This window comes from Ruegeria sp. BH6 (genome assembly GCF_056538105.1).
This window is the reverse complement of sequence record NZ_JBQFSR010000002.1, coordinates 325309-344019: the sequence shown is the minus strand read 5'-3', so window position 1 is coordinate 344019 and position 18711 is coordinate 325309. Positions and strand designations below refer to the sequence as shown.

The 18711-nt window shown below is 58.9% G+C and carries 24 protein-coding genes; 15 read left to right on the top strand and 9 right to left on the bottom strand.

All coding sequences use genetic code 11. From position 1 onward, the window contains the following. Window positions 1–30: 30 nt before the first annotated feature. From ACR0B8_RS06925 to ACR0B8_RS06870, 12 genes are read left to right on the top strand one after another with little or no spacing between them, the layout of a single operon-like run. Window positions 31–630 carry a head-tail connector protein gene (locus ACR0B8_RS06925; RefSeq protein ID WP_170410248.1) on the top strand — a complete coding sequence of 200 codons (600 nt, stop codon included), beginning with the start codon at window positions 31–33 and terminating at the stop codon, window positions 628–630. Beyond that, window positions 627–965, top strand: coding sequence for a phage head closure protein (locus ACR0B8_RS06920; protein ID WP_226688315.1), 339 nt, complete (start codon window positions 627–629; stop codon window positions 963–965). The genes ACR0B8_RS06925 and ACR0B8_RS06920 overlap by 4 nt, the downstream gene beginning before the upstream one ends. Then, window positions 962–1375 (top strand): DUF3168 domain-containing protein, encoded by a 414-nt coding sequence (locus tag ACR0B8_RS06915; protein WP_226688316.1) that lies wholly within the window; start codon window positions 962–964, stop codon window positions 1373–1375. Before ACR0B8_RS06920 ends, ACR0B8_RS06915 begins: the two co-directional genes overlap by 4 nt. 20 nt (window positions 1376–1395) lie before the next feature. Continuing rightward, entirely contained in the window at window positions 1396–1809 is a 414-nt protein-coding gene (locus ACR0B8_RS06910; protein WP_058280596.1) for a phage major tail protein, TP901-1 family, read from the top strand. Window positions 1810–1813: 4 nt separating this feature from the next. Then, on the top strand, window positions 1814–2134 hold the full coding sequence (locus ACR0B8_RS06905; RefSeq protein ID WP_226688317.1) for a gene transfer agent family protein: 321 nt from the start codon (window positions 1814–1816) through the stop codon (window positions 2132–2134). Then, window positions 2131–2340 (top strand): rcc01693 family protein, encoded by a 210-nt coding sequence (locus ACR0B8_RS06900; protein WP_226688318.1) that lies wholly within the window; start codon window positions 2131–2133, stop codon window positions 2338–2340. Before ACR0B8_RS06905 ends, ACR0B8_RS06900 begins: the two co-directional genes overlap by 4 nt. Then, a complete protein-coding gene (locus ACR0B8_RS06895) occupies window positions 2327–2989 on the top strand; it encodes a phage tail tape measure protein (RefSeq protein ID WP_170349055.1) in 663 nt (220 codons plus the stop codon). The genes ACR0B8_RS06900 and ACR0B8_RS06895 overlap by 14 nt, the downstream gene beginning before the upstream one ends. A 16-nt stretch (window positions 2990–3005) precedes the next feature. Continuing rightward, window positions 3006–3638, top strand: a complete 633-nt coding sequence (locus ACR0B8_RS06890; RefSeq protein WP_480658095.1) for a phage distal tail protein, Rcc01695 family — start codon at window positions 3006–3008, stop codon at window positions 3636–3638. Beyond that, on the top strand, window positions 3638–4525 hold the full coding sequence (locus ACR0B8_RS06885; RefSeq protein ID WP_226688320.1) for a DUF2163 domain-containing protein: 888 nt from the start codon (window positions 3638–3640) through the stop codon (window positions 4523–4525). The genes ACR0B8_RS06890 and ACR0B8_RS06885 overlap by 1 nt, the downstream gene beginning before the upstream one ends. Continuing rightward, window positions 4522–4968 (top strand): NlpC/P60 family protein, encoded by a 447-nt coding sequence (locus ACR0B8_RS06880; RefSeq protein WP_226688321.1) that lies wholly within the window; start codon window positions 4522–4524, stop codon window positions 4966–4968. The genes ACR0B8_RS06885 and ACR0B8_RS06880 overlap by 4 nt, the downstream gene beginning before the upstream one ends. Beyond that, window positions 4968–8930, top strand: a complete 3963-nt coding sequence (locus ACR0B8_RS06875; RefSeq protein ID WP_226688322.1) for a baseplate multidomain protein megatron — start codon at window positions 4968–4970, stop codon at window positions 8928–8930. The genes ACR0B8_RS06880 and ACR0B8_RS06875 overlap by 1 nt, the downstream gene beginning before the upstream one ends. An 8-nt stretch (window positions 8931–8938) precedes the next feature. Next, window positions 8939–9235 (top strand): DUF7742 family protein, encoded by a 297-nt coding sequence (locus ACR0B8_RS06870; protein WP_170349050.1) that lies wholly within the window; start codon window positions 8939–8941, stop codon window positions 9233–9235. Here the strand turns inward: ACR0B8_RS06870 and ACR0B8_RS06865 are convergent. Next, window positions 9216–9554, bottom strand: a complete 339-nt coding sequence (locus ACR0B8_RS06865) for a TraR/DksA family transcriptional regulator (RefSeq protein WP_170375790.1) — start codon at window positions 9552–9554, stop codon at window positions 9216–9218. The two genes, ACR0B8_RS06870 and ACR0B8_RS06865, sit on opposite strands and share 20 nt — an antisense overlap. A gap of 84 nt (window positions 9555–9638) precedes the next feature. Between ACR0B8_RS06865 and cysE the strand changes: the two genes are divergently transcribed. Beyond that, window positions 9639–10448 (top strand): serine O-acetyltransferase, encoded by an 810-nt coding sequence (gene cysE, locus ACR0B8_RS06860; RefSeq protein ID WP_170358963.1) that lies wholly within the window; start codon window positions 9639–9641, stop codon window positions 10446–10448. Between the two features lie 7 nt (window positions 10449–10455). Here the strand turns inward: cysE and ACR0B8_RS06855 are convergent, their stop codons facing one another. The 7 genes from ACR0B8_RS06855 to ACR0B8_RS06825 all read right to left on the bottom strand — a co-directional run bounded on the left by ACR0B8_RS06855 (window position 10456) and on the right by ACR0B8_RS06825 (window position 16748). Beyond that, a complete protein-coding gene (locus ACR0B8_RS06855; protein WP_170358960.1) occupies window positions 10456–10695 on the bottom strand; it encodes a hypothetical protein in 240 nt (79 codons plus the stop codon). A gap of 154 nt (window positions 10696–10849) precedes the next feature. Continuing rightward, the gene (locus ACR0B8_RS06850) at window positions 10850–12154 is read right to left on the bottom strand and encodes a pyruvate dehydrogenase complex dihydrolipoamide acetyltransferase (protein ID WP_170358958.1); all 1305 of its coding nucleotides are present in this window, start codon (window positions 12152–12154) and stop codon (window positions 10850–10852) included. A 14-nt stretch (window positions 12155–12168) separates the two neighbouring features. Then, window positions 12169–13539, bottom strand: coding sequence for a pyruvate dehydrogenase complex E1 component subunit beta (locus ACR0B8_RS06845; protein ID WP_226688323.1), 1371 nt, complete (start codon window positions 13537–13539; stop codon window positions 12169–12171). A gap of 15 nt (window positions 13540–13554) precedes the next feature. Next, window positions 13555–14544, bottom strand: coding sequence for a pyruvate dehydrogenase (acetyl-transferring) E1 component subunit alpha (gene pdhA / locus ACR0B8_RS06840; RefSeq protein WP_170349044.1), 990 nt, complete (start codon window positions 14542–14544; stop codon window positions 13555–13557). Between the two features lie 166 nt (window positions 14545–14710). Beyond that, window positions 14711–15010: an FtsB family cell division protein gene (locus ACR0B8_RS06835; protein WP_170349043.1), complete on the bottom strand. Its 300-nt coding sequence runs from the start codon at window positions 15008–15010 to the stop codon at window positions 14711–14713. Window positions 15011–15142: 132 nt separating this feature from the next. Next, window positions 15143–15487, bottom strand: a complete 345-nt coding sequence (locus tag ACR0B8_RS06830; protein WP_170349042.1) for a lysozyme inhibitor LprI family protein — start codon at window positions 15485–15487, stop codon at window positions 15143–15145. A 64-nt stretch (window positions 15488–15551) separates the two neighbouring features. Beyond that, window positions 15552–16748 (bottom strand): phosphoglycerate kinase, encoded by a 1197-nt coding sequence (locus tag ACR0B8_RS06825; RefSeq protein ID WP_170358954.1) that lies wholly within the window; start codon window positions 16746–16748, stop codon window positions 15552–15554. Between the two features lie 132 nt (window positions 16749–16880). On the opposite strand from ACR0B8_RS06825, the gene ACR0B8_RS06820 reads away from it, so the two are divergent. Next, a complete protein-coding gene (locus ACR0B8_RS06820) occupies window positions 16881–17387 on the top strand; it encodes a peptidylprolyl isomerase (RefSeq protein WP_170349040.1) in 507 nt (168 codons plus the stop codon). Then, window positions 17380–17928, top strand: a complete 549-nt coding sequence (locus ACR0B8_RS06815; protein WP_170358952.1) for a peptidylprolyl isomerase — start codon at window positions 17380–17382, stop codon at window positions 17926–17928. Before ACR0B8_RS06820 ends, ACR0B8_RS06815 begins: the two co-directional genes overlap by 8 nt. A 43-nt stretch (window positions 17929–17971) precedes the next feature. On the opposite strand, the gene aqpZ is transcribed toward ACR0B8_RS06815, so the two are convergent. Further along, window positions 17972–18658: an aquaporin Z gene (gene aqpZ / locus ACR0B8_RS06810; RefSeq protein ID WP_170358950.1), complete on the bottom strand. Its 687-nt coding sequence runs from the start codon at window positions 18656–18658 to the stop codon at window positions 17972–17974. Window positions 18659–18711: the final 53 nt, after the last annotated feature.

Genomic DNA, 18711 nt, shown 5'->3' with positions numbered 1-18711 from the left:
CGGAGGGGGCCGAGATTGCGGAGTGAATGGATGATGTTGATCGAAGAAACCGCCATCGCGGACGCGGCGTTGCCGGTAGATCAGTTCAAGGCGCATCTGCGTCTGGGCGCGGGCTTTGACGAGGGCAGTGTGCAGAACGAGGTGTTGAACGGTTTCCTGCGGGCGGCGATCGCTGCGATCGAGGCGCGCACCGGCAAGGTGCTGATTGAACGCGAATTTTCTTGGAGCCTGAGCGAATGGCGCGATGCTGCAGGCGAGGTGTTGCCGGTAACCCCGGTGGTGACTGTGGGCGCGGTGACAATCCGCGATGCGGCGGGTTTGGAAAGCACAATTGCGCCCGATGCCTATCGGCTGGAACAGGACAGCCAGCGCCCTAGGCTGCGCCCAAAGGGCGCAATGTTGCCGAACATTGCGACAGGCGGCTCGGTGAAAATCACCTTTGCTGCAGGGATGTCGGCAGATTGGGGTGGGCTACCTGCTGATCTGGGTCAGGCAGTTTTGTTGCTGGCCGCGCATTACTACGAATACCGCGACGAGACTGCTTTGGGTGCTGGTTGTATGCCTTTTGGCGTAACCAGCCTGATCCAACGCTATCGCGTCGTGCGCTTTGGCGCAGGGGTGACGCAATGAAGGCGCCGCGATTGAACCGAAAGCTGGTTCTCGAAGCGCCAATCCGAACTGCCGACGGCGCAGGTGGGTACATCGAAACATGGGCCTCGTTGGGTACGGTTTGGGCTGAAGTCACTGCACGCAGCGGGTCCGAGCGTCAGGTGGCCGGGGTGCCAGTTTCGCGCGTGGGTTACCGCATCGTTGTGCGGGGTGCGCCCGAGGGGTCATTGATGCGCCCGTCGCCGGACCAGCGTTTTGCCGAAGGCATACGCCGTTTTGTTATTCGCGCGGTCGCCGAGCGTGACCCGCGTGGCCAGTACTTGACCTGTTTCGCGGACGAAGAGGTGGCGGCATGAGCTATGGCGTTTCAGCGGCCTTGCAGGCTGCGGTGTATAAGCAACTTTCAGGCGATACGCAGGTCAGCACGCTGTCGGGCGGCGCGATCTATGACGCGGTGCCAGCAGGGGCGGTGCCCCAGACTTATGTGACGCTGGGCCCGGAAGAGGTGCGGGATGCCTCGGACCGATCGGGCGCTGGTGCCCTTCATCGGTTCACGGTGTCGGTGATGTCCGAGGCCGCCGGGTTTGGCGCAGCCAAGGCCCTCGCGGGGGCGGTGTGTGACGCGCTTGAGGGCGCGGCATTGACCCTGAATCGCGGGCGATTGGTGGGGCTGTGGTTCGAACGCGCCTCGGCCCGCCGCACGGGAACCGGCGGTGCCATCCGCCAGATCGACCTGAGATTCCGCGCCCGCGTGGAAGATGACTAAGCAATCAACGGAGAGAGCATATGGCTGCCCAGAACGGAAAAGACCTATTGGTCAAAGTGGATATGAACGGCTCGGGCCTGTTCGAGACCATCGCGGGGCTGCGGGCCACGCGGGTCAGTTTCAACGCGGAAAGTGTGGATGTCACCAGCCTGGAAAGTCAGGGTGGTTGGCGCGAGCTGTTGTCGGGGGCCGGGGTGAAGTCCGCTGCGATCTCGGGTTCGGGCGTATTCAAGGATGCAGGCACCGACGAACGCGCACGACAGCTGTTTTTTGACGGTGAGACACCGAACTTTCAGGTGATCATTCCCGATTTCGGCATCGTTGAAGGCGCGTTTCAAGTCACCGGCATCGAATATGCGGGGTCGCACAATGGCGAGGCGACCTATGAGATGAGCCTGGCCAGCGCCGGCGCTTTGGCCTTCACGGCACTGTAATCCTATGGCCAATCCGTGGACGGGCGAGGTGGCATTGACCATCGATGGAGAGCGGCGGGTGCTCAAGCTGACGCTGGGTGCTTTGGCGGAATTGGAACAACAGCTGGGCACCGGGTCTTTGGTGGAACTGGTGCAGCGCTTCGAAGGTGGGGCCTATTCCAGCGGTGATGTGCTGGCATTGATCGTGGCCGGGCTGCGAGGCGGGGGCGCCGTTGTCGCCCGATCGGATTTGCTGCGGGCCGAGATCGATGGCGGGCCGATGGCTGGCGCCAAGGCTGCGGCTGAACTGCTGGCACGGGCCTTCATGGTACCGGGTGACGCATGAGCGGGTTCGACTGGCCCGCCCTTATGCGGGCCGGTTTCGTCGGCCTGCGCCTGACGCCGGATCAGTTCTGGCGTCTGACACCGGCTGAATTGCGACTGATGTTGGGGCAAGGGGCCGGGATGCCATCGATGAACCGGGCGGGGTTGGACGCTTTGCTGGCGGCCTATCCGGACAAGCAACAAGGAGAGCGTGATGACGGATCGTGACGGGTTGGATGACCTGCAGGAACGGGGTGAGGCGCTGGGCGACTCGTTGGGGGATGCGGCGTCCATGGCTGCGGCATTCGACAATCAGATGAAGCGGATCAGCGCAGCCTTTGAAGAAACCGGCAAGGACGTCGCCACGTTGGAGCGCGGCATGTCCGGCGGTTTGCGCAAGGCATTTGACGGCGTGGTACTGGACGGCATGAACCTGTCGGATGCGCTGGATGTGCTGAAAAACTCGATGATCCGCACGGCCTATTCGGCGGCGATCAAGCCTGTGACCGATCACTTTGGCGGCATGCTGGCCAATACGGTTGGTGGTCTGGTGCAGGGAATTTTGCCCTTTGCCAATGGCGGCAGCTTTTCGCAGGGCCGGGTGATGCCCTTTGCCAATGGCGGTGTGGTCAGCGGCCCAACGACATTTCCGATGCGGGGCGGCACTGGACTGATGGGCGAGGCCGGCCCCGAGGCGATCATGCCTCTGGCGCGCGGGCCAGATGGCAAGTTGGGCGTGCGGACATCCGGCGGAGGGCGCGCAGTGAACGTGGTGATGAATATCACAACGCCGGACGTGCAGGGGTTCAGACGCAGTCAGGGTCAGATCGCCGCTCAGATGAGCCGCGCCTTGGGTCGCGGCAATCGCAACAGGTAACACGAGGGAGCAGCTCATGAATTTCCACGAGGTAAGATTTCCCGCCAGCCTGAGCTTTGGTTCGGTCGGCGGCCCCGAGCGGCGCACAGATATCGTGACGCTGGCCAACGGGTTCGAAGAACGCAACACGCCCTGGGCGCATTCCCGTCGCCGCTATGACGCCGGGCTGGGGATGCGATCATTGGACGATATCGAGACGCTGGTTTCGTTTTTCGAAGCCCGTCAGGGGCAGATGTTCGGTTTTCGTTGGAAAGACTGGTCGGATTATAAGTCCGGGGCTGCGACAGCAGACGTGGCAATGGATGATCAGGTCATTGCTCGTGGTGACGGTACAAGCACCGAGTTTCAGCTGGTCAAAACCTACAGCTCGGGCGGGTTCAGCTATGTCCGCCCAATCGTCAAACCGGTTTTGGGTACCGTGCGGATCGGCCTGGAACAGGATCAAATGCGCGAAGGCGTAGATTTTGAAGTGGATCTAAACAGCGGTCTGATCACGTTTACTGCGCCGCCGCCTGAAGAGGTGGAAGTCACCGCCGGGTTTGAGTTTGACGTCCCGGTTCGTTTTAACACCGACAAGATTCAGACCAGTGTCGCTAGTTTTCAAGCGGGCGACGTACCCAACGTTCCAGTGGTCGAGGTACGTGTCTGATGAGCGGTGATAAGCAAGGGTTGCACACCCATCTGCAAACAGGGTTGACCACAACCTGCCGATGCTGGGCGATCCGGCGTGAGGACGGGCAGGAATACGGTTTCACCGATCATGACATGGAACTGAGCTTTGACGGGATGACCTTCAAGGCCAGCACGGGCCTGACGGCCACGGCTATCGAACAAGCCACCGGACTGTCCGTCGACAACTCTGAGGCCATGGGGGCCTTGTCCGATGCTGCGGTCACAGAAGAAGACATCGAAGCGGGGCGGTTCGACAATGCTCAGGTCCGGGCGTGGCTGGTCAACTGGGCCAGGCCTGAACAGCGTTTTCTGCAATTCAAAGGCTCGATCGGTGAGATGCGCCGCGCAGGTGGCGCATTTCACGCCGAATTGCGCGGTTTGACCGATCTGCTCAACCGACCGATGGGCAGGGTTTACCAGAAACCTTGTACGGCAGTTCTGGGGGACGGTGATTGCAAGTTCAATCTCGGCGCGCCAGGGTATCAGGCCGAGGCTGAAGTGGTCGCTGTAATTGCCGGCACTGTCCTGCAATTGAAAGGGGCAGAAGCACCGGATGAAGCCTGGTTCAGGCGGGGCAGATTGGATGTTTTGTCCGGGTGGGCAACCGGGTTGTGGGCCGCAATCAAACAGGACGACCGGATCGTGGGTGGGCGCAATGTTACGCTTTGGTCCGGGATCAGCGGCGGCCTGGCCGTCGGGGATCGGGTAAAGCTGACAGCAGGGTGCAACAAAAGTATGCGCACCTGCCGGAAAAAATTCAATAACATCATCAACTTTCAGGGGTTTCCTGACCTGCCCGGTGAAGACTGGGTAATGGCGGTGCCCAAGCAAGGCAATCCTAACACTGGGGGAAGCAGACGATGAGCGGCCATAGGCAGGATATTGTCGACGAGGTGCGCGACTGGTTGGGAACACCTTACGTGCATCAGGCTTCGGTCAAAGGGGTGGGTACGGATTGTCTGGGCCTTTTGCGTGGTGTGTGGCGCGCGCTGCTGGGGCACGAACCCGAAACGGTGCCGAGCTATAGCATGGACTGGTCAGAGCCGCAGGGCGAAGAGCGCATGTGGGCAGCGGCCCGCCGTCACCTGATTGAAACGAACCCCAGTACTGCGAAGGCGGGCGATGTTTTGTTGTTCCGTATGCGCGATGGGCGTGTTGCCAAGCATGTAGGTATCGTCAGCGAAACCGCACCCGCGCTGCGGTTTATTCACGCCTATTCCGGCTATGGGGTTGTCGAAAACACGCTTAGTGATCCCTGGCGCCGCCGGGTGGTCGCCTGTTTTGAATTCCCGCTGGAGGATATGTGATGGCTACAATAATTCTGTCTGCGGCAGGAGCCGCGATCGGCGGAGCGATTGGCGGCACTGTTGCGGGGCTGTCGACCGCGGTGATCGGCCGCGCCATTGGGGCAACGCTGGGCCGGGTCATCGACCAGCGGTTAATGAGCCAGTCGGTCATGGGTGGCGGCAGCGAAGTGGTCGAAACCGGGCGCTTGGACCGTTTCCGCCTGACCGAATCCGGAGAGGGTTCTCCGGTCGCTACGGTTTTCGGGCGTATGCGGGTGGGTGGTCAGGTTATCTGGGCGTCGGATTTTCTGGAAACCAAAAGCACAAGCACAACCTCGCAGGGTGGCGGAGGTGGCAAGGGATCTCCGAAATCGCCCGAAGTCACAACAACCACGCACAGCTACAGCTATTCGATTTCTCTGGCCATTGCGGTAGGGGCGGGGCAAATTTCGGACGTCCCGCGCATTTGGGCGGATGGAGAGGAACTGGAGATCTCAACCCTGAACATGCGTATCTATCAGGGGAACGACCATCAATTGCCGGACCCTCTGATCGAAGCCATTGAGGGCGCAGGCAACGTTCCGGCCTATCGTGGCACGGCTTATGTTGTGATTGAAGATTTGCAACTGGCGCCGTTTGGAAACAGGGTGCCGCAATTTTCATTCGAAGTCGTACGTCAAGAACAGCCGGGATTGCCGGATACGCCGGATGCCCTGTGCAAGACCATCCGGGGCGTTGCTCTGATGCCGGGCACCGGTGAATATGCAATGGCCAGCGAACAGATCAATTACACCAAAGGGCGTGGGCAAAGCTGGGCGGCGAATGTAAACTCTGCCTCAGGGAGGCCGGACCTGGTGACCTCGACCCGGGCGCTGCAACGTGAGTTGCCTTCCTGCGAGGCGGCCTCTTTGATCGTGTCGTGGTTTGGCGACGACTTGCGGTGCGGGCAATGTCAAATTCAGCCCAAGGTTTTGCGCAAAGACATCGAAGGCAAGAACATGCCCTGGCGTGTGGCAGGTGTGACCCGACAGACCGCCCAAGCTGTCCGGTATGAAAATGACCGTCCCGTCTATGGCGCAACCCCTGCGGATCAATCCGTAGTTCAGGCAATCCGGCATATGAAAAGTATTGGCAAACGGGTTATGTTTTATCCGTTTATCCTGATGGATCAATTGCAAGGCAACGGTTTGCCAGACCCGTGGTCGGATGCCGCCAACCAGCCGCATTTGCCTTGGCGGGGGCGCATCACGCTTAGCACCGCGCCCGGTAGAAAAGGATCACCGGATAAAACGGCAACGGCCGACGCGCAGGTGGCCGCGTTCTTTGGACGCGCACGCGCTAGTGACTTTGCCGTTGGCGATGGCGAAGTGACCTATAGCGGCCCTCAGGAATGGGGTTTGCGCCGCTTCATTCTGCATTATGCGGCATTGTGTAAAGCTGCTGGAGGGGTGGAGTCTTTTTGCATCGGTTCCGAAATGCGCGGGCTGACCCAAATCCGAGGTCTGACCGGCTTTCCAGCAGTTTCCCAAATGCAAGCCTTGGCCGCCGAAGTGCGCGAAATCTTGGGGCCAGGCACAAAAATCGGGTACGCATCGGATTGGAGCGAGTATTTCGGCTATCAGCCGAATGATGGAACCGGGGACCGTTATTTTCACCTTGATCCACTGTGGGCAGATGAAAACATCGATTTCGTCGGCATCGACAATTACATGCCCCTGTCGGATTGGCGGGATGGCGAGGATCACGTGGATCTGAAGGCCGGCACAGACGCGATCTATGACCTCGACTACCTTCGAGGCAATATCGAAGGCGGAGAAGGCTATGACTGGTATTATGCCTCGCCGGAAGAGGCCGAAGCCCAGATAAGAACGCCGATCACGGATGAGGAGCATGATGAGGCATGGGTCTGGCGTTACAAGGACCTTCGCAATTGGTGGTCGAACCGGCATCACGAACGCATTGGCAGTGTGCGTCAATCGAACCCGACCGATTGGGTGCCTGGCTCAAAACCTATCTGGTTTACGGAACTGGGTTGCTCGGCCATCGACAAAGGAACCAATCAGCCGAACAAGTTTCTTGACCCGAAATCCTCGGAATCCAGCCTGCCGAAATACTCTTCCGGTCGGCGCGATGATTTCATGCAGGTGCAGTACTTGAAAGCGATGTATGGCTACTGGTCTGATCCGGCAATCAACCCGCTTTCGGATCAATATGATGGTCAAATGGTTGATATGGCGAACGCTTATGTTTGGGCATGGGATACGCGTCCGTTTCCAACGTTTCCGAACCTGCGAAGCCAGTGGAGCGACGGGGCGAACTATCCCCGAGGTCATTGGTTGAATGGACGGTCAGGCACGCGGACTCTGGCCTCTGTGGTCACTGAGATCTGCCACGGTGCCGGAGTAACGGATATCGACGTGTCGCGTCTGGATGGCGTCGTACGGGGCTACCTGGTTCAAGATATCTCCAGCGCACGCGCGGCATTGCAGCCCTTGATGCTGCGTTATGGGTTTGATGCGATTGAACGGGATGGTGTGCTGCTGTTTCAGATGCGCGACGGTCGCAAGGTGGTCGGTTTGGATACAGACGATCTGGCAGACAGCTCTGATATCGAAGGCCGCGTGGAATATCGCAGAGAAGCCGAGGCCGAAATGACAGGCCGCGTTCGGTTGCGCTTTGTACAATCGGACGCCGATCATGATGTAGTGTCTGAAGAAGCCATCTTGCCGGACACTCGAACGCATTCGGTGGCCGTGAACGAGATGCCTCTATCGCTGACACGCGCCGAAGGCCGCCAAACCGCTGAACGCTGGCTAAGCGAGGCGCGAGTCTCACGCGAGACAGCGCGCTTTGCATTGCCGCCGTCGATGTTGCATCTGGGGGCGGGTGACGTCGTGAGGCTGACCAAAGACGGGCAGAGTGCACGTTATCGCATCGACCGACTAGAACAGGCCGATCTTCAACTGGCCGAGGCAGTGCGCATCGAACCCGGCGTCTATGCGCCATCTGATCTGCCTGACGATCAAGTTTCGATCAAACCCTTTGTGGCACCGGTTCCTGTTTTGCCTGTGTTCATGGATTTGCCGCTGCTGACCGGCTCAGAGGCACCGCATGCCCCATACCTTGCTACTTCGGCCAACCCATGGCCCGGCAGTGTTGCCGTCTATTCGGCGGCCAGTGACGAAAACTATGCTCTGCAAGAGGTGATCTCAGGGCAAGCGGTAATTGGATTTACCGAAACCCCGCTGAGGCGGGCAAGCGCCGGTGTCTGGGATGAAGGAATGCCGCTGCGCGTCAATCTGGTTGATGGCCTGCTGGAATCGCGCCCTCGGGATGCGTTGCTGAACGGGGCCAATCTGGCCGCGATTGGTGATGGAACACCCGGCAATTGGGAGCTGTTCCAATTCGCCGACGCCACGCTGCAAGAAACGGGCATCTATACATTGTCCGGTCGCTTGCGCGGTCAGCTTGGGACGGATGCGATCATTCCCGATGTCTGGCCCGATGGGTCGATGTTCGTCCTGTTGGATCAGCGTGTTTACCAAACCGGCTTGTTGCGGTCCGAGCGGCGCGTGAGTAAGCACTACCGCATTGGTCCGGCAACGCGCGGGTATGATGATCCGTCCTATGTACATCTTGTCCAGGCGTTCGACGGCAACGGGTTGCGCCCATACGCACCGGTGCATCTGAAGGCGATGGGAACAGCCGCGGGTGATCAACTTTCGTGGATACGTCGAACCCGGCTGGATGGGGACGATTGGGCGGGGATCGAGGTTCCGCTGGCCGAGGAAAGCGAATCCTACCTTCTGCAAATACGAACCAACGGGACCCTGGTACGGGAACAGATCGTGAGCGTTCCAAACTGGACCTACACGTCAGCAATGAAAGCAGACGATGGGATCAACGGGCCTTATGAAGTCCACATTGCACAGGTTTCAGCCAGCTACGGGCCGGGACTATTCGCCCAAGTGGCAGTCGGGTGATCCACTGAATGCGCCCTATCCTGCATGGAGATGTCGCGGCGGCGGCGCGGGCCTTGCTGGCCGCGCTGCCGCAGGATCGCGACCGCCTTTGTACACGTCTCATCCAAGAAGCTGCGCTGGCCGACCAATATGTCGGCCAGACGGGTAATCTTCATCCATTGTTCGGGAATGGATCTTTGATGGCAGCCGCGCGAAACAGGCGGCTGGCGGATGAACCCGGATTTGATGATGTGCAATATTGTCGCTGTTTCGAACTGGTTTTGCAGCATCTGATCCGGTTTCAGATCAGCCGGACGCACAACTGACGCATTTCGTGGCGGCAAGGTTCAGATTCAATCGACCGCCAGGAATCTCATCGCCGCAATCTTCGCAATACCCGAATTCTCCGTCATGTATGCGGTCCAGGGCGGCTTGTAACCGGTGCGTTTCGATATCCCGATTGGCCTGTTGTGCCTTGGCCATCGCCTGATTCTGCAGGGCATCCATTCTGCTAAGGCGGCCGACGGCCTGCTGATCAAGCTCAACAATGGCCTGAGCCTGCTTTTCCGCCGCGGAATGTTCTGAAAGTTCAGCCAATCTTGCCTGAATTTTCGCTTCATAGCCTGCCAAATCTGTTTCATTCATTTTCGTTACTCTGCCGATCACGGGTTTGCGTTTGGCGTTTTTCCCACTAAATGGCATTCTAGGCGCAGCAAAGGATCAAAAGCCATGTTGGAAAAGCGCAGTCAGGTTACTCCGGTCGACCCGGTTTGGAATCGTATCACGACCGAAGCTCATGCAGCGGTCGAAAGCGAACCATTGATGGGTGGTCTGGTTCACGCTTGCATCCTGCACCACCGAAGCCTTGAGCGGGCCCTCTCATACCGGGTGTCGGCCAAACTGTGTTCGAACGAAATGTCGATGATGGTACTGCGTGAAATCGTGGATGAAGCCTATGCGGATGACGCTTCGCTGCTTGAAGCGGCCCGTGCGGACCTGATGGCAGTCTATGAACGTGATCCGGCATGCCACCGATTGTTGCAGCCGATCCTTTATTTCAAAGGCTACCAGGCGATGCAGGCTTATCGCGTGGCGCATTGGCTGTGGAAAAAAGGGCGTCACGATCTAGCGTATTTCTTCCAGATGCGCTCGTCCGAGATTTTCGGGATCGACATTCACCCTGCTGCGAAAATCGGCAAAGGCATCATGATCGACCACGCCCATTCGATTGTCATTGGTGAAACAGCTATTGTCGGTGACAATGTCTCGATGCTGCATTCCGTGACACTGGGTGGGACAGGCAAGGAAGAAGAGCAGCGCCACCCGACCATCGGTAACGGTGTGCTGATCGGGGCCGGGGCCAAGGTTCTGGGCAACATTGTGGTCGGCCATTGCAGCCGTATCGCAGCGGGGTCTGTGGTTCTTCAAGAAGTTCCTGCATGCAAGACCGTGGCAGGTATTCCCGCAAAGATCGTCGGCGAGGCTGGGTGCGATCAGCCCTCGATCTCGATGGATCATATGCTGGGCAAAGACCAGTAATTCAACCTTAGTTCGAGCGGTTTTTCTTTCTGTTCAACCGCTCGATCCGCTTTTCCTCGCGGCGCTTTTTGCGCGCCTCGATACGTTTGGCGCGCTCAGCTTTGCGCTTGGCGACTTCGGCGGGATCCGGGTTATAGGTCGAGTTCTCGCCCGGATAGCCGTTGGGTTTTGCGATCGCAGCAACGGGCAGCGACGTCGCCAACAATGAAACCACTAGAAAGCACTTGGCCGAGTTCACGAGGGTCATGGGGCACCTTTGCATCAGAACTATCAATGCAATCAAGGTGGTCTGTTGCGTGTGTCTGAGCAACTATCGCAGCGATCACGACTGCTCACAACATGGCAGTGATTTGGTAGGCCACGCCAGGGAATGATCCGGCGTGACCTGCGTTCAAAAGGCTTTACGCCAGCATAACCATGGGGTTTTCAAGATTATCGACGATGGCTTGCAGCAATTCCGCACCCAACGCGCCATCAATGACCCGGTGATCCACCGACATGGTGACCGACATGACTGTGGCAACGGTAAGTTCGCCATCGCCGCCGACAACCGGTTTCTTGACGCCCGAGCCCACGGCCAGAATGCCGGCGTGAGGCGGGTTCACAATGGCGTCGAAGTTGTCGATGCCGAACATACCTAGGTTCGAGATGGCAAATGTGCCGCCCTGATACTCGTGCGGTGCCAGTTTGCGTTCACGGGCGCGACCCGCAAGGTCTTTCATCTCGGTCGACAGGGCCGACAGGGATTTGGTGTCGGCATCCTGCAGAACCGGTGTGAACAGGCCACCCTCAATAGCAACCGCAACGGCCACATCCGAAGGTTTCAGTTGCAGAACCCGGTCTTCCGCCCAGACGGCATTGCATTGCGGTACTTGCTGCAGGGCGTTGGCGACGGCCTTGATGATGAAGTCGTTGACGCTCAGCTTTACACCTCGGCCTTCCAGCTGTTTGTTCAACTGGCCGCGGAATTTGAGCAGCGCGTCGAGCTTGATATCGCGGCGCAGGTAGAAATGCGGGATGGTTTGCTTGGCCTCGGACAGGCGCGCGGCGATGGTCTTGCGCATACCGTCCAGCTTGACCTCTTCATATTCCCGCCCTTCGTACATGCGGGCCACGGCATCTGCCGAGGGACCAGCCGGTGCCGCAGCGGGTACGGGGGCAGTAGCAGGGGCCGAAGCGGCAGCAGTGGCCGGAGCAGCCCTGGCGCTTTCGACATCTGCCTTGACGATACGGCCATGCGGACCGGACCCTGCGATTTGCGTCAGGTCCAGACCTTTTTGTGCCGCAATCCGGCGGGCCAGCGGAGATGCAAAGATACGACCGCCATCCGCCTTGGCCGGAGCAGCTGGGGCAGGGGCGGGCGCCTCGGACACCGCTGGCGCGGCGGCCTCGTTGCCCGCGGCGGCTGCGGGGGCAGCCGCGGGTGCGGCGATGGGCGTGGACGCGATATCATCGGCGCTTTCGCCATCGTCCAGCAGAACTGCGATGGCGGTGTTGACCTTGACCCCTTCGGTGCCTTCGGGGATCAGGATCTTGCCGATGGTGCCTTCGTCGACGGCTTCGAACTCCATCGTGGCCTTGTCGGTTTCGATCTCGGCCAGCAGGTCACCGGACGAGACGGTATCGCCTTCCTTGACCAGCCATTTAGCAAGCGTGCCTTCTTCCATCGTCGGTGACAGGGCGGGCATCAGAATTTCTGTGGGCATCTATCTGTCGCTCCTTACCGGTAAGTCACTTGTTTGACAGCGGCGATCACCTCATCGGTGGTGATCAGAGCCAACTTTTCAAGGTTGGCGGCGTAGGGCATTGGCACATCCTTGCCGGTGCAATTAATAATGGGCGCGTCGAGGTAGTCGAACGCCTCCTGCATCACTACGGACGAGATGTAGCTGCCGACCGAACCTTGCGGCCAGCCTTCTTCTACGGTCACCAGGCGGTTGGTTTTCATCACTGAGTTGATGATCGCGCCGGTATCCATGGGGCGGATAGTGCGCAAGTCGATCACTTCCGCGTTGATGCCTTCCTCGGCCAGCTTGTCGGCTGCTTCCAACGCGAACTGCATGCCGATGCCAAAGCTGACGATGGTCACGTCCGAGCCTTCGCGCCAGATACGGGCTTTGCCCAAAGGGATGGCCAGGTCATCGACCTGTGGCATATCGAAGGAGCGGCCATAGAGGATTTCGTTTTCCAGGAAGACCACAGGGTTGGGATCGCGGATCGCTGATTTCAGCAGGCCTTTGGCGTCGGCTGCAGAATAGGGCATCACTACCTTCAGGCCGGGGACCTGCATGTACCATGCGGCATAGTCCTGAGAGTGCTGTGCGGCCACGCGGGCAGCGGCACCGTTAGGGCCACGGAACACGATGGGGCAGCCCATCTGACCACCGGACATATAGAGCGTCTTGGCGGCCGAGTTGATGATCTGGTCCATCGCCTGCATGGCGAAGTTGAAAGTCATGAACTCGACAATCGGTTTCAACCCGCCAAAGGCAGAGCCAACCGCGATACCGGCGAAGCCATGCTCGGTGATCGGGGTGTCGATTACGCGCTTGGACCCGAATTCGTCCAGCAAGCCTTGGGAAATCTTGTAAGCGCCCTGATATTCGGCGACCTCTTCGCCCATCAGGTAGACATCTTCGTCGCGGCGCATCTCTTCGGCCATGGCGTCGCGCAGGGCTTCGCGGACCGTTTCAGATTTCATCTCGGCGTCGGCAGGCCAATCGGGTGACAGATCAACAACTGGTGCTGCCGGCGCCGTGGATGGAGCGGGGGCCTCAACCGCCGCTGGGGCGGCCTCGGCCACCGCTGTGGCTGCAGGCGTAGCCGCGGGCAGGGCCGAGGCGTCTTCGCCTTCCTCGATCAGAACCGCGATTGGGGTGTTAACCTTGACCCCTTCGGTGCCTTCCGCGATCAGGATCTTGCCGACGATGCCTTCATCGACCGCTTCGAATTCCATTGTCGCCTTGTCGGTTTCAATTTCGGCCATGATGTCGCCGGAAGAAACGGTATCGCCTTCCTTGACCAGCCATTTGGCCAATGTGCCCTCTTCCATCGTGGGCGAGAGTGCGGGCATGAGAATTTCGGTTGCCATGTCTTAATCGTCCTCTCAGGCGTAGATATCTGTCCAGAGCTCATCCAGCGACGGCTCGGGGCTTTCTTTCGAGAATTCGGCGGCCTGGTTGACGATCTCTTTGATCTCTTTGTCGATCGCCTTCAGATCCTCCTCGGTCGCGTGTTTGCCGGTCAGCAACAGCTCGCGCACATGTTCGATCGGGTCGCTTTGTTCACGAACCTTCTGAACCTCTTCGCGGGTGCGGTACTTGGCCGGGTCGGACATCGAGTGGCCGCGATAGCGATAGGTCTTGATTTCCAGAATGTAGGGGCCTTTGCCTGCGCGGCAGTGCGCGACGGCTTTTTCACCTGCGGCTTTAACCGCTAGAACATCCATGCCGTCGACCATTTCGCCTGGTATCCCAAAGGCTTGACCTCGGTGGTAGATGTCAGCGGAAGACGTCGAACGCGCCTGAGCGGTGCCCATGGCGTACTGGTTGTTCTCGATCACGAACACCACCGGCAGTTCCCACAGCGCGGCCATGTTGAAGGTCTCATAGACTTGACCCTGGTTCGCTGCGCCATCACCGAAATAGGTGAAGGTCACGCCACCGTTTCCCTTGTACTTGTCGGCAAAAGCCAGACCTGCACCCAATGGCACCTGCGCGCCAACGATACCGTGGCCGCCGTAGAAGTGCTTCTCTTTCGAGAACATGTGCATTGAGCCGCCCTTACCTTTGGACAACCCACCTTCGCGCCCGGTCAGTTCGGCCATCACACCACCCGGCTCCATCCCACATGCCAGCATGTGGCCGTGGTCGCGGTATGAGGTGATGCGCTTGTCACCTTCCTTGGCTGCGGCCTCAAGGCCCACAACGACAGCTTCTTGCCCGATATACAGGTGGCAGAACCCGCCAATCAGGCCCATGCCGTAAAGCTGACCTGCTTTTTCTTCGAATCGGCGGATCAAAAGCATTTCGCGGTAGTAGGTTTTAAGCTCTTCCGCAGAAACATTTGGTTTCTTTGTGGTTTTTCGCGCAGCCATCGTGGCGATCTCCCCCTTCCGGACAGATAGTTTAGCGTTAAACTATCTCATAAAGCATTTCCGGCAATCTGGCGAGAGTAAATATGACGCATCGTCATTTCGCGCGGCTTCAGGCCGGGGGAACCTTCGGGCAAAGTTGGATTTCCAAGAAAAATGGCGGTCCGGCTTAGCGGATGACAATTTCGTCCGAACGGATCATGCCAAGAACCGAGCGGGCCTGCTGATCCAGCAGATCGAGGTCCAAATAAGTGTCGGACAAACGGCGGGTCAGGTTATCCATCTCGGCGATCTCGGCCTTAAGCTTGGCCAGGTCTTGTGACAGGGCGTCCCGTTCCGCTGCAATCTCGACCCGTCTGAATAGGCCATAGTCGCCCTGCACGGCGGCGAAGGTGAAATACACACCCAGCATGAAAGCCACCATGAAGAATACAACTGCGCCCAAACCGGGCCGATGGGAACGGGACACTCTGTTTACCGCCGTATGAAGTCTGCCTCAAAAACGTGCCCTTTGCGGGCATCTGTTCGCACTATGTCACAGGTGATTCGGCTTGTGAATCCCTTGATTCGCACTTTTTCGCGAATGGTCGGATTAAGTTTCTCAGCGCGCAGACTTTAGGATCTGATTGCGCGTCAGGGTTTGTTGTTCCATGCAATCCCAATAGAACATGGGCGCCGCGCTGCCGTCACTATCCAGTTCCGGGTCGCAGGCTGCGTCGCGCGCTTTCAGCCAGGCGCGCTGTTCGTCCAATAGGGCCTGACCGTTTCCACGTGCGTCGGCCATTGGTTTGACCTCAGCCCAGATACGGTTCAGTTCGCGATCAGCGATTTCCCACTTTTCCTTGGCGCAGAAATTGGCGTCGAGTTGCGTTTGCCCTTCGCAGCTGGATTGTGCCGCAGAGTAGGCAGGTATCAATATGGTGACCAGGCAGACTATGAACCTCATGACAAAATCTCCGATTCAACAAGGAGAGACTACCATGAGGCCCGAAATGCGACCAATTTTGACCTTACGCCTGACCTTCTAGGGCGGCGACGCCGGGCAGGGTTTTACCTTCCATCCATTCCAGGAACGCGCCGCCAGCGGTCGAGATATACGAGAAATCCTTGGCCGCACCGGATGCATTCAGCGCTGCGACTGTGTCACCGCCGCCAGCGACCGAAACCAGCTGTCCCGACCGTGTCAGCGCCGCCGCTTTTAGGGCCGCTGCGTTGGTGGCGGTGTCAAAGGGTTCGATCTCGAACGCGCCCAGCGGACCGTTCCAGATCAGGGTCTGGCTCTGACCAAATATGTCCGTAATGGTCGTTACGCTTTCAGGACCAGCGTCCAGGATCATTCCGTCTTCGGTGCATTGATCGGCTGGCAACACCTGATGTGGGGCATTTGCCTCGAATTTCTCGGCGACCACAACGTCCGAAGGCAGTACGATCTTACAGCCCGAGGTTTCAGCCTTGGTCAAGATCTCGGCTGCGGTGTCCTTCATCGCTGTTTCCGCCAATGATTTGCCAACGCTAACTCCCTGAGCGACCAAAAACGTATTCGCCATACCGCCACCGATCACAAGGTAATCAACCTTGTCGATCAAGTTGCCCAGCAGCTCTAGCTTGGTTGATACCTTTGCCCCCCCAACAACCGCTGTCACAGGGCGCTTGGGCGCACCCAGTGCGCCTTCCAGCGCCTCAAGCTCGGCCTGCATCAAGCGGCCAGCACAAGCAGGCAGTAGCCGCGCGATGGCCTCGGTCGAGCTGTGGGCGCGGTGGGCGGCTGAGAACGCGTCGTTGCAATAGATGTCGCCCAGTTTGGCCATGCCCGCGGCCAGATCGGCGTCGTTCTTGGTTTCGGCGGCGTGAAAGCGGGTGTTCTCCAGCAGCAGCACCTGACCGGGCTTCAGGGCTTCGGCGGCCAGATCAGCCTCGGTGCCGACGCAATCTGCGGCGAATAGAACTTCGGTGCCAAAGGCGGCTTCAAGCGTGGGGATCAGTTGTTTCAGCGACAGGTTCTCGCGCCGCTCGCCACCAGGGCGACCGAAATGGGCCAGCAGGATAGGCTTGCCCCCGGCTGCGAGGATATCGCGAACGGTCGGGACGATACGCTGAATACGGGTCGCATCGGTCACAACCCCGTCAACGACCGGCACGTTGATATCGACGCGCACCAGCACGCGTTTGCCGTTCAGGTCCATATCGTCCAGAGTTTTCCAGCCCATCGCTCTATCCTTGCCATTACAACAGATTCAGGCGGTTCTTTTCCTGCATTTTGCCTTCAGGTCAATGCGTCACTTGGCATTCACGCGCGTGGCGCATAGGTATTTGCGCAAGATAAACGACAGGAGGGCCTCATGGCCGAGATCAAGGATCCCGAAAACACGATCATCATGGAACTGAAAGACGGCAATGTCGTCATCGAGCTGCTGCCGGATGTTGCCCCGCAGCACAGCGCCCGGATGAAGGAACTGGCGCGTGGTGGTGAGTATGACAACGTGGCCTTCCACCGTGTGATCGACGGTTTCATGGCGCAAACCGGCGACGTGCAGCACGGCGACATGGAAGACGGGTTCAACCTGCGTATGGCGGGCACTGGCGGCTCGTCTTTGCCGAACGTCCCGGCAGAATTCTCGAAGCTGCCACATGACCGTGGCACCTTGGGTGCGGCCCGTTCGCAAAACCCGGACTCGGCCAACTCGCAGTTCTTCATCAACTTCAAAGACAACCACTTCCTGAATGGCCAGTACACCGTTTACGGCCGCGTCATCGACGGGATGGAGCATGTAGATGCCATCGTGCGTGGCGAGCCGCCTGCAAGCCCCGACCGCATGATCAGCGTCAAGGTTGCGTCTGATGTATAAGCTGGCCGCCGCTTTTGCCCTGCTGGCCAGCCCTGCGCTGGCCACGGGCCTGCAGATCGAGATCGAAGGTGAGGGCGCCAACGGCACCGTCACCGTTGACCTATTTGATGACATCGCCCCCAAACATGTCGAGCAGATCAGTGCTCTGGCCTCTGAGGGCAAGTATGACGGCGTGGTGTTCCACCGTGTCATCGACGGTTTCATGGCGCAGACCGGAGATGTTGAATTCGGCCGTATCGGTGGCGACATGCGTCGTGCCGGAACCGGTGGATCTGATCGCCCCGATTTGCCTGCCGAGTTCTCGGATTTCAACTATGACCGCGGTGTCGTCGGCATGGCGCGAGCGCAGGATCCAGACAGCGCGAATTCGCAGTTCTTCATCATGTTCGAACCGGGTCCGTTTCTGAACGGCCAATACACGGTTGTCGGTCAGGTCACTGACGGCATGGACGTGGTGGACGCGATCAAGCGCGGCGAAGGCCCGAACGGCGCAGTGATCGGTCAACCGGACGTGATGAAAAAAGTCACTGTCACCGAATAATAAAAAAAGCCCCGATGCGCATCGGCATCGGGGCTTTTTTGTCTCAGTCGTCACCCATCATTTGCCAAATCAGCGCCCCGATGGCTGCGCCGATAAGTGGGGCGACCCAGAACAGCCAGAGCTGCGCCAGCGCCGGGCCGTCAGCAAACAGGGCCACGCCGGTAGAACGTGCCGGGTTGACCGACGTGTTGGTCACCGGGATCGAAATCAGGTGGATCAGGGTCAGGCAGAGGCCAATCGCGATCGGAGCGAACCCGTCAGGTGCAAAGTTGGATGTTGCGCCTAGTATGACCACAATGAAGAACGCGGTCATCACGATCTCAATCACCAATGCGGACATCATTGAATAACCTTCGGGTGACGCCTCGCCGTACCCGTTCGAGGCGAACCCGCCAACACCTTCGAACCCTGGTGCGCCGCTGACGATCAGGTACAAAACGGCCGCAGCAGCAATGGCGCCGATCACCTGCGCGATCCAATAGGGGATCAGTTCTTGCGCCGGGAACCTGCCACCGATCATCAAACCAAGGCTGACCGCCGGGTTGAAATGCCCGCCCGAGATATGTCCAACCGCGTATGCCATGGTCAGAACCGTCAGGCCGAAGGCAAAGGAAACGCCCAACCAGCCGATGCCTACGTCAGCAACGCCAGCCGCCAGAACGGCGCTGCCACACCCGCCCAGTACCAGCCAGAATGTGCCGAAGAACTCGGCCATGAGTTTAGGTGCCATGAAAATCCCTCCTGAAAACACTGGTTTAAGCGTAATTCAAAAATTACAATTTG

Excerpts from the sequence above, each read along its gene's own strand:
- ACR0B8_RS06890 (WP_480658095.1), top strand. The coding sequence starts at position 3,006 with ATGAATTTCCACGAGGTAAGATTTCCCGCCAGCCTGAGCTTTGGTTCG.
- ACR0B8_RS06855 (WP_170358960.1), bottom strand. The coding sequence starts at position 10,695 with ATGACCCTCGTGAACTCGGCCAAGTGCTTTCTAGTGGTTTCATTGTTG.
- ACR0B8_RS06865 (WP_170375790.1), bottom strand. The coding sequence starts at position 9,554 with ATGAATGAAACAGATTTGGCAGGCTATGAAGCGAAAATTCAGGCAAGA.
- ACR0B8_RS06825 (WP_170358954.1), bottom strand. The coding sequence starts at position 16,748 with ATGGGCTGGAAAACTCTGGACGATATGGACCTGAACGGCAAACGCGTG.
- ACR0B8_RS06900 (WP_226688318.1), top strand. The coding sequence starts at position 2,131 with ATGAGCGGGTTCGACTGGCCCGCCCTTATGCGGGCCGGTTTCGTCGGC.
- ACR0B8_RS06870 (WP_170349050.1), top strand. The coding sequence starts at position 8,939 with ATGCGCCCTATCCTGCATGGAGATGTCGCGGCGGCGGCGCGGGCCTTG.
- ACR0B8_RS06880 (WP_226688321.1), top strand. The coding sequence starts at position 4,522 with ATGAGCGGCCATAGGCAGGATATTGTCGACGAGGTGCGCGACTGGTTG.
- ACR0B8_RS06875 (WP_226688322.1), top strand. The coding sequence starts at position 4,968 with ATGGCTACAATAATTCTGTCTGCGGCAGGAGCCGCGATCGGCGGAGCG.
- ACR0B8_RS06850 (WP_170358958.1), bottom strand. The coding sequence starts at position 12,154 with ATGCCCACAGAAATTCTGATGCCCGCCCTGTCACCGACGATGGAAGAA.
- ACR0B8_RS06845 (WP_226688323.1), bottom strand. The coding sequence starts at position 13,539 with ATGGCAACCGAAATTCTCATGCCCGCACTCTCGCCCACGATGGAAGAG.
- ACR0B8_RS06830 (WP_170349042.1), bottom strand. The coding sequence starts at position 15,487 with ATGAGGTTCATAGTCTGCCTGGTCACCATATTGATACCTGCCTACTCT.
- ACR0B8_RS06905 (WP_226688317.1), top strand. The coding sequence starts at position 1,814 with ATGGCCAATCCGTGGACGGGCGAGGTGGCATTGACCATCGATGGAGAG.
- ACR0B8_RS06815 (WP_170358952.1), top strand. The coding sequence starts at position 17,380 with ATGTATAAGCTGGCCGCCGCTTTTGCCCTGCTGGCCAGCCCTGCGCTG.
- ACR0B8_RS06915 (WP_226688316.1), top strand. The coding sequence starts at position 962 with ATGAGCTATGGCGTTTCAGCGGCCTTGCAGGCTGCGGTGTATAAGCAA.
- ACR0B8_RS06895 (WP_170349055.1), top strand. The coding sequence starts at position 2,327 with ATGACGGATCGTGACGGGTTGGATGACCTGCAGGAACGGGGTGAGGCG.
- ACR0B8_RS06920 (WP_226688315.1), top strand. The coding sequence starts at position 627 with ATGAAGGCGCCGCGATTGAACCGAAAGCTGGTTCTCGAAGCGCCAATC.
- ACR0B8_RS06910 (WP_058280596.1), top strand. The coding sequence starts at position 1,396 with ATGGCTGCCCAGAACGGAAAAGACCTATTGGTCAAAGTGGATATGAAC.
- aqpZ (WP_170358950.1), bottom strand. The coding sequence starts at position 18,658 with ATGGCACCTAAACTCATGGCCGAGTTCTTCGGCACATTCTGGCTGGTA.
- pdhA (WP_170349044.1), bottom strand. The coding sequence starts at position 14,544 with ATGGCTGCGCGAAAAACCACAAAGAAACCAAATGTTTCTGCGGAAGAG.
- ACR0B8_RS06925 (WP_170410248.1), top strand. The coding sequence starts at position 31 with ATGATGTTGATCGAAGAAACCGCCATCGCGGACGCGGCGTTGCCGGTA.
- ACR0B8_RS06820 (WP_170349040.1), top strand. The coding sequence starts at position 16,881 with ATGGCCGAGATCAAGGATCCCGAAAACACGATCATCATGGAACTGAAA.
- cysE (WP_170358963.1), top strand. The coding sequence starts at position 9,639 with ATGTTGGAAAAGCGCAGTCAGGTTACTCCGGTCGACCCGGTTTGGAAT.
- ACR0B8_RS06885 (WP_226688320.1), top strand. The coding sequence starts at position 3,638 with ATGAGCGGTGATAAGCAAGGGTTGCACACCCATCTGCAAACAGGGTTG.